The 7,502-nt window shown below is 59.9% G+C and carries 7 protein-coding genes and 1 pseudogene; 3 read left to right on the top strand and 5 right to left on the bottom strand.

Features of this window, described 5'->3' with window-relative positions; genetic code table 11:
- Positions 1-160: 160 nt before the first annotated feature.
- From ACLD9W_RS06120 to ACLD9W_RS06110, 3 genes are read right to left on the bottom strand one after another with little or no spacing between them, the layout of a single operon-like run.
- The gene (locus ACLD9W_RS06120; RefSeq protein WP_410841191.1) at positions 161-601 is read right to left on the bottom strand and encodes an SCP2 domain-containing protein; all 441 of its coding nucleotides are present in this window, start codon (positions 599-601) and stop codon (positions 161-163) included.
- Positions 588-1,520: a U32 family peptidase gene (locus tag ACLD9W_RS06115; RefSeq protein WP_410841190.1), complete on the bottom strand. Its 933-nt coding sequence runs from the start codon at positions 1,518-1,520 to the stop codon at positions 588-590. The genes ACLD9W_RS06120 and ACLD9W_RS06115 overlap by 14 nt, the downstream gene beginning before the upstream one ends.
- Positions 1,521-1,534: 14 nt before the next feature.
- Positions 1,535-2,542: a peptidase U32 family protein gene (locus ACLD9W_RS06110; protein ID WP_036496489.1), complete on the bottom strand. Its 1,008-nt coding sequence runs from the start codon at positions 2,540-2,542 to the stop codon at positions 1,535-1,537.
- A 301-nt stretch (positions 2,543-2,843) separates the two neighbouring features.
- Between ACLD9W_RS06110 and ACLD9W_RS06105 the strand changes: the two genes are divergently transcribed.
- Positions 2,844-3,644 (top strand): NUDIX domain-containing protein, encoded by an 801-nt coding sequence (locus ACLD9W_RS06105; protein ID WP_410841189.1) that lies wholly within the window; start codon positions 2,844-2,846, stop codon positions 3,642-3,644.
- 79 nt (positions 3,645-3,723) lie between these two features.
- Here ACLD9W_RS06105 and ACLD9W_RS06100 read toward each other — a convergent pair whose 3' ends face one another.
- Positions 3,724-4,278 (bottom strand): NAD(P)H-dependent oxidoreductase, encoded by a 555-nt coding sequence (locus ACLD9W_RS06100; RefSeq protein WP_410841188.1) that lies wholly within the window; start codon positions 4,276-4,278, stop codon positions 3,724-3,726.
- Between the two features lie 165 nt (positions 4,279-4,443).
- Between ACLD9W_RS06100 and ACLD9W_RS06095 the strand changes: the two genes are divergently transcribed.
- Both ACLD9W_RS06095 and ACLD9W_RS06090 read left to right on the top strand, forming a co-directional pair.
- Positions 4,444-4,749: a winged helix-turn-helix transcriptional regulator gene (locus ACLD9W_RS06095; protein ID WP_410841187.1), complete on the top strand. Its 306-nt coding sequence runs from the start codon at positions 4,444-4,446 to the stop codon at positions 4,747-4,749.
- A gap of 238 nt (positions 4,750-4,987) precedes the next feature.
- Complete coding sequence (locus tag ACLD9W_RS06090; RefSeq protein WP_410841186.1) at positions 4,988-6,526, top strand: OFA family MFS transporter; 1,539 nt, start codon at positions 4,988-4,990, stop codon at positions 6,524-6,526.
- A 160-nt stretch (positions 6,527-6,686) separates the two neighbouring features.
- On the opposite strand, the pseudogene ACLD9W_RS06085 reads toward ACLD9W_RS06090, so the two are convergent.
- Positions 6,687-7,420, bottom strand: a pseudogene (locus ACLD9W_RS06085) (ABC transporter ATP-binding protein).
- Positions 7,421-7,502 lie beyond the last annotated feature (82 nt).

Below are 7,502 nucleotides of genomic sequence, written 5' to 3'. Positions count from 1 at the left end.
GAGTTTAAAAAGATTGCGATGCGTTGTGAAAAGACGGATGAATCTTTTGCTGCCAACATTTATCTGGCTGCTACGGTTTTAAGGCTGGCTTGAATGTCAACACACCCTAGTGATGAGTAGCACCTTTTTTGTCCTATATGCCCAAACGGCGGCCGGAAATCTAAGCCTCCGTTCCCCGTTGCAAAAACCATTCGCCGAACGGCCATTCGACGCTGTCGAGCAGGTTTTTGGTAATCAGACCGAGTTCGGTGTCGCCTTCGATTTGCAGTTTGCGGTTGAAGAACAGAGTGTCGGGGTCTTCTTCGCGCAGCATCATGCGCATGAAGTCGATGCCGTTGGCGGCCAGGCGCAGGTCGGGTGTGCCGTCGAAGCCGTCGGCGGTGAATTTTTCGCCGTTGGCGCTGAAACGGACTTTCACGCCTGCGTCAAGCACGTCGATTTCGAATTTGCGCCCGTCAAACAGGCTCATGTCGGCGGGCAGCAGCCCTTTTTTCAGCATAATGTTGAGGGTGGCGACAAGGGCGAAGCGCGGCGGGGCGGCGGGCAGGACGCCGCCGATTTTTCCCGCCCACGCGGGCAGGGTGATGTCAGGCAACGGCATGGTTTTCCTCCCTGATGCTCTGTACGGCGGCGATGCCGGCCTGGCCGCGCCAGTAGCCGTCGACCAGTGTGCCGGTAGACAGGGCGTCGAGTTCTTTCATGGCGTCGGCCAGGTCGGTTTGTCCGTCGAGCACGTCGCGGTGCAGGCGGATGATGTCGGCCATGCCGTGCATCTGCGGCGACAGGCGCAGGATGTTGATGCCGATTTTCTGCAAATCGCGGTGGTGCGGCAGCAGATTTTGGCAGCCGTAGGACATGGTTTGGATGCCGTTGATGGTGAGGAAGGGCTGGCCTTCGCGGGTGTTCATGGTCATGCCGTGTTCGTAGTCGAGGCAGCGGAATTCGCAGCTGTCTTTGTTGAGGTTGTAATGGCGGGCGGTAAAGCAGCGCGAGGAGTAGGCAAGCGGCATTTTGCCCCAAGCGAAGAGTTCGGTTTCGAGGCCGTCTGAAACGGCGGCGGCGGCCACGGCGGCGACTTTGTCGCGGTTCAATTCGGGCTGGGGTATCCAGCGGAAGGCGCCGAGACTTTTAAAAAGGCGTAGGGTGCTTTCGTTGTAGATGTTGAGGCTGGCGCCGGCAACGATGGGGATGCCGTGTTCGCGCGCGAGTTTCACCGCGCCCATGTCGTTGGCCTCGACTTTGAATTTGTCCTGGCCGGTGATTTTGCGCAGACGTTTGAGGTCGGACTCGCTTTCGAGCAGTACTTGCGAGGAGAGGATGACTTCTTTGCCGCTGTCGGCGAGGTCTTCGGCCAGGCCGTACCAGTCGGCAAAACGCATTTTCTGGCGGCGCGAGCAGACGACTTCGCCGAGATAGACGGTGTCGACCGGGGCGTCGAGCAGGCCGGCGTAAAATTCGAGCAGGGCTTCTTTCTGCCAGAAAAAAAGGATGGGGCCGAGGGAGAGTTTCATCGGGTTCATCGTTGTCTGTTCCTTTATTTCCACGGGCGGCTGTATGCGCCGAGGGTGGTTTGGTGGCCTTCGGACACTTTGCTTAACGCACTGTCCCACGCGGGGTTGATTCTGAAACGGGCAGGATCGGCAGCGGCGGCATCGAGCGCCTGACGCAGGGATTTGGTAACTTGCGCGGTGTACATCGGGCTGCGCTGGCGGCCTTCGATTTTCACGGCGGCCACGCCGATTTTGATGATTTCGGGCAGCATTTCCAGAATATTGAGGCTGGTCGGCTCTTCCAGCGCGTAGTAGGTTTCGTCGTTCACTTCAAAACGGCCTTTGCACAGCGTGGGATAGCCCGCCGGTTCGTTCGGGTTGTAGCGGTCGATCAGGATGCGGTTGAGGCGCACGTCCATGCGGTCGGGCAACTGCTCCCAGCGCACGGCCTTGGCGGGCGAACACACGCCCTGCATATTCGGCGACTCGCCCGTGGCGTAGCTCGACAAAATGCAGCGGCCTTCCACCATGACGCACAGGCTGCCGAAGCCGAACACTTCGATTTCGACGTCGGTGTGGTCGATAACGTGTTTCACCTGGTCGATGGTCAGCACGCGCGGCAGCACGACGCGGCGCACGTTGAACAAATCCTTCATCAGGTTGATGGCTTCGTAGTTGGTGGCCGAACCCTGCACCGACATGTGCAGGCGCAGGTCAGGATAACGGTTGGCGGCATAGGCCATCACGGCGGGATCAGCGACAATCACCGCGTCTGCGCCGAGCAAAACCGCCGTGTCCACCGCCGCCTGCCAACGCTCCACCTGCCCCGCCTGGGCGAAGGTGTTGATGGCCATCAGCACCTGCCGTCCGCGCGCGTGGGCGTATTCCACCCCCTCGCGCGCCGATTTCATGTCGAAATTCAGGCCGGGGAAATTGCGCGCGTTGGTCGCGTCTTTCAGCCCCATGTAAACCGCGTCCGCACCGTTGTCCACCGCCGTTTTCATGGCGGGCAGATTGCCGGCGGGGCAAACCAGCTCGGGAATTTTTCTCATACCGTGTTCCTTGTAAAAACCAATGTCAGCCAAAGAAAAGCGGCAGGAATTTTGTTAAAATCGCTTAACAAATCTGCCGTGAAAACCTTTATCACAAGCAAATGCACAAAATTTCATCATTTGCTGATTAATTTATTTATCGCGTTTATTTATTTTTACAATATTTACCGCACTTGGCAAGCGCAAAGGCCGTCTGAAAATCTTTCAGACGGCCTCCAACACAGCAAACCAAAGCCGAAAATCTGCAAAAAACTCCGCAGATACAGACGGATAAACCCATGTTCAAACACAAGGACCAACCATGAGCGCAACAGACACCCGCCCCCTGCTCGAAGTTGCCGCCGGCATCGTTTTCAACGAAAACGGCGAATTCCTCCTCTCCTCCCGCCCCGCAGGCAAACCTTACGCGGGCTACTGGGAATTTGCCGGCGGCAAGGTCGAAGCGGGCGAGAGCGCGGCGGATGCGCTCAAACGCGAGTTTGCCGAAGAGCTGGGCATAGACATCTGCCGCGCCCTGCCCTGGCTGGTGAAAATCCATTCCTACGAACACGCCCGCGTGCGTCTGCACTTTTTCCGCGTGCCCGCCGCAGGCTGGACGGGACAGTTGCAGGCCAGGGAAGGGCAGAGCTGGGCGTGGCAGCAGGCGGGCGCTTTTACCGTGTCGCCCATGCTGCCTGCCAACGGCGCACTGCTCAAAGCCCTGTCCGTGCCCACCGCGCTGACAGGCCGTCTGAAAGACGGGTTTTACGGCGCAAACGCCGCAGGCACATACCGCGCCGTGCCGCCAACCCGTGCGGCGGCAGACGACAAAAACCTGCTGCTGACCGCCGCCGAATACCTTTTAGACGGCCGCCCGAGCGCCGCCGAAAGCCTGTGGCTGGCGGTGGACAACCCGGCCGGTTTTGCCCGTTTGCAGGATGAAGCAGACGTAATCGTCTGGCGCGTTGGCACACACGCCGACGCACAAACCGTGCTCGACACCCTGCACGCAGGCACGAGCGTGCCGCTGGTTGTCAGCACCGACGCGGACACGGCGGCGCAATACGGCGCAGACTGGCTGGCGGCAGGGGCGCAGGCGGTGGCCGCAGAGGAGCAGCCGTAGCGGCACTGAAAACAAAAGGCCGTCTGAAAGCGTTTCAGACGGCCTCTGCCTATGGTTGCACCTTATCGGATCTTTGTTTTCAAACGGCCTTTTTGTCCAGTTCAGTCAACAGCGACACCAAATCCCCCGCGCAGCTTTGCGCTTTGGCCGCCACCTGCTCGGGCGTATACAGCGCGGGGGACGTGCCGTGGAAATAAAAGGGGTCGATGTAGTTCATCTGCGCGTAGTAGGCGGTTTGTTCGATGTTTTTGCACAACTCGCCGACACGAAAATGGGCGAGGCCGTCGGCGCGGTAGTCTTCTTCGGGCGAGCCGATGGTGATACTCGGCACGAAGTGGCGGCCTTTGAGTTGGTCGCCGCCTGTGCCATAGGCAAAGCCGTAGGTAAACACGCTGTCGAAGTATTGTTTCAAAATGGCAGGCATGTTGTACCAGTACATCGGGTATTGGAAAACAACGGTTTGATGGCGCAGCAAAGCCTGCTGCTCGGCTGCGGCGTCGATGCAAAAATCGGGATAGAGCGCGGCGATGTCGCGGATTTCGTCGCCGGGACGCGCGGCTTTGAGATGCTCGATAACGGCCTTGTTGGCGACGGATTTTTGAAAATCGGGATGGGCTAAAATAACGAGTGCCACGGTTTGTCCTGTCGGTTTGCGTTGGAAACGGCGCGGATTGTAGGCGGCGGCCGTAGTCGGTTCAATAACTATCCTTTTGTATAGTTGGGAAAAAGATGGAACAGATAAAAAAGCGGCGCCTTCGGCTTCAACGGCAAAACCTATCCCTGCACGCTCAGCGTGACGATGGATTTGGTCGGCGGCAAATGGAAGGCCGTTATCCTCTACCACTTGCAGGACGGTGCCAAACGCTTCGGCGAGCTGCACGCGCATCTGCGCGACGCCACCGAAGCCGTGTTGAGCCGCAGCCTGAAACAGCTCGAGCGCGACGGGCTGATATCGCGCCAAGTGTTCGGCAGCAGGCCGCCGCTGAAAACCGAATACGCGCTCACGCCGTTCGGCGCAAGCTTCCTGCCCGTGCTCGCCGCGCTTACCGAATGGGGCAACCGCGCGGTGGTCGAGCGCGGCAGCTTTATCGGGGATGCGGAATAAGGCCGTCTGAAACCGTATTTCCGTTGAAACTGTGTTTTCAGACGGCCTGCCGCCGCTGCGGATGCAAAGTTTGTATACAAATTCCGGTCATTTTGCAGCGCAAGATATTTCATCATGCGCAGCGGCGGAACTGTTTAGAATAAAGGCCGTCTGAAAGCCCGCTTGCAGCTTTCAGAAACGTCATTCCCGCGCAGGCGGGAACGGCCTCTTCCCGACAACCAACACACACTCCTCAAACATGGCTTCCTTCCTCGACAAATCGCGCACCGTCGCCCCCGCGGGTTTCAACCGCTGGCTGGTGCCGCCCGCCGCGCTGGCGGTTCACCTTTCCATCGGCCAGATTTACGCCTATTCCGTATTCAACGCGCCGCTCACCAAAATCCTCGGCATCAGCGAATCCGCGCCCGGCGACTGGTCGCTGGCCACCGTCGGCTGGGTGTTCAGCATCGCGCTGGCGGTGCTGGGCGCGTCGGCCGCGCTGTTCGGCACCTGGATGGAACGCGTCGGCCCGCGCAAGGCGATGTTTGTCGCCGCTATCTGCTTCGGGCTGGGCTTTCTCGTTTCCGCCCTCGGCGTGCGCGAACACAATCTGTGGCTGCTCTATCTGGGCAACGGCGTACTCGGCGGCGTGGGGCTGGGCTTGGGCTACATCGGCCCCGTTTCGACGCTGATGAAATGGTTTCCCGACAAGCCGGGCATGGCAACAGGGCTGGCGATTATGGGCTTCGGCGGCGGAGCGATGCTGGCCTCGCCGCTCTCGGTAGCGCTGATGGACTTTTTCAAAACGCCCTCGTCCGTCGGCGTGGCGGAGACTTTTCTCGTACTCGGCGCGTTTTATTTCGTGTTTATGATGTTCGGCGTGTTCGCTATCCGCGTGCCCGCGCCCGACTGGAAACCGGCGGGTTTTGTGCCCAAAGCGGCGAAAAAGCTGGTGAGCGCCAACCACGTTACCGCCGCGCAGGCAGTGAAAACGCCGCAGTTTTACCTGCTGTTTTGGATACTGTGCCTGAACGTCACCGCCGGCATCGGCGTGCTGGGGCAGGCTTCGGTGATGATTCAGGAAATGTTTTCCGTGCACTCCGTCGGCGAAGGCGCGGCGGTGGGTGCGGCGGCGGCGGCGGGCTTTGTCGGCCTGCTGAGCCTGTTCAATATGGGCGGACGCTTTTTCTGGTCAAGCATTTCCGACCGCCTCGGCCGCAAGCCCACCTACAACCTGTTTTTCATCCTCGGCGCCCTGCTCTATTTCGCCATCCCCGCGCTGGGCGAAAGCGGCAGCAAAACGCTGTTCATCATCGGCTTCTGCATCATCATTTCCATGTACGGCGGCGGCTTCGCGGCCATGCCCGTCTACATCAAAGACCTGTTCGGCACGCTGGAAGTGGGCGCGATACACGGGCGCGTGCTTCTGGCCTGGTCGACCGCCGCCGTGCTCGGCCCGGTGCTGGTGAACTACATCCGCCAAAGCCAGATCGACGGCGGCGTGCCGCCCGCGCAGGCATACAGCGTCACCATGTACATCATGGCCGTCCTGCTGATTGCCGGACTTGTCTGCAACCTTCTCGTGCGGCCGGTTAACGAAAAACACCATGCCGACGGCAGCCGCTACCGCATCCCGCACCAAGTGCCCGCCGAGAGCGCGTTTGAAGAAGCGGCGCAGGCGGCGGAGGAAATCGCCCACAGCGGCGGCGGCGTGAAGCTGCGCTGGCTGATTGTCTGCGTGCCGCTGGCCTACGGCATCGTTATGACGGGCGTGAAAGTGGCCGGGCTGTTCGGCTGAGGCCGTTCCCGCCTTCACGGGAACGACGTTTCCGAAAGCGCAGCTTCAACGAAGTGAAAGCGCGGATTCGTCCCAAGCAGCAAAAGGCCGTCTGAAAACCCTTTTTAAGGTTTTCAGACGGCCTTTCTGCATCTGCACCGCTACGACGGCAAAGACAAAATCAGCTTCTGAAATACAGCCCGTGTTCGTCTTCGCAGCGGCGTATCGGCCAGCCGTACACAGCTTCGAGCAGTTCGGGGCGCATCACGGCGGCGGTGTCGCCCGACTCGACAACTTTGCCTTTGTTCATCAATCCGATATGGTCGGCATAACGGACGGCGAGGTTGAGGTCGTGCAAGACCATGATGGAGGGCATGGCGGTTTTGTGCTGCGCCAGATGCTGCATCAGGCGGTGTTGGTGGCGGATGTCGAGGTGGTTGCACGGCTCGTCGAGCAGCAATACGGGCGCGTCCTGCAACAGGGCGCGGATGATGTTGGCGCGTTGCTGCTCGCCGCCGGAGAGACGGCCGATGCGTTTGTCGGCCAGCTCGGCCAAATCGAAATAATCCAAGAGCGCGGCGGCGGCTTTGTCGTTCAGACGGCCTTTTTTGGCGTAGGCTGCCAGCGCGATGTAGCCGCGCACGCTCATGGGCATATTGTAGCGGCCGTGCTGGCCGACCCAAGCGGCGCGGCCTTGGCGCACTTGCGGGGCGGCGGGTGCGCCGTGCAGCAGGATTTCGCCTTGTCCAATCTGGCCGATAAGGGCGCGCAGCAGGGTGGATTTGCCCGCGCCGTTGGGGCCGATGACGGCGGTGTTTTTTGGGCGGGAAAATCGAGCGCGTCGATGGAAAGCAGGGTTTTGCCTTTAACGGCAACGTGAAGGTTGCGGACTTGGAATGTGGTTTGTGTGGTCATGATGAGGCCGTCTGAAAATGAGCGTGAACCAAAATTAAAAAATCTACGGCGTTGCTGCGCCTTGCCGTATTACCCATACTGT

The sequence above is a fragment of the Neisseria sp. WLZKY-1 genome, assembly GCF_046546535.1.
Lineage (GTDB): Bacteria > Pseudomonadota > Gammaproteobacteria > Burkholderiales > Neisseriaceae > Neisseria.
This window is presented reverse-complemented; position numbering and strand designations above follow the sequence as displayed.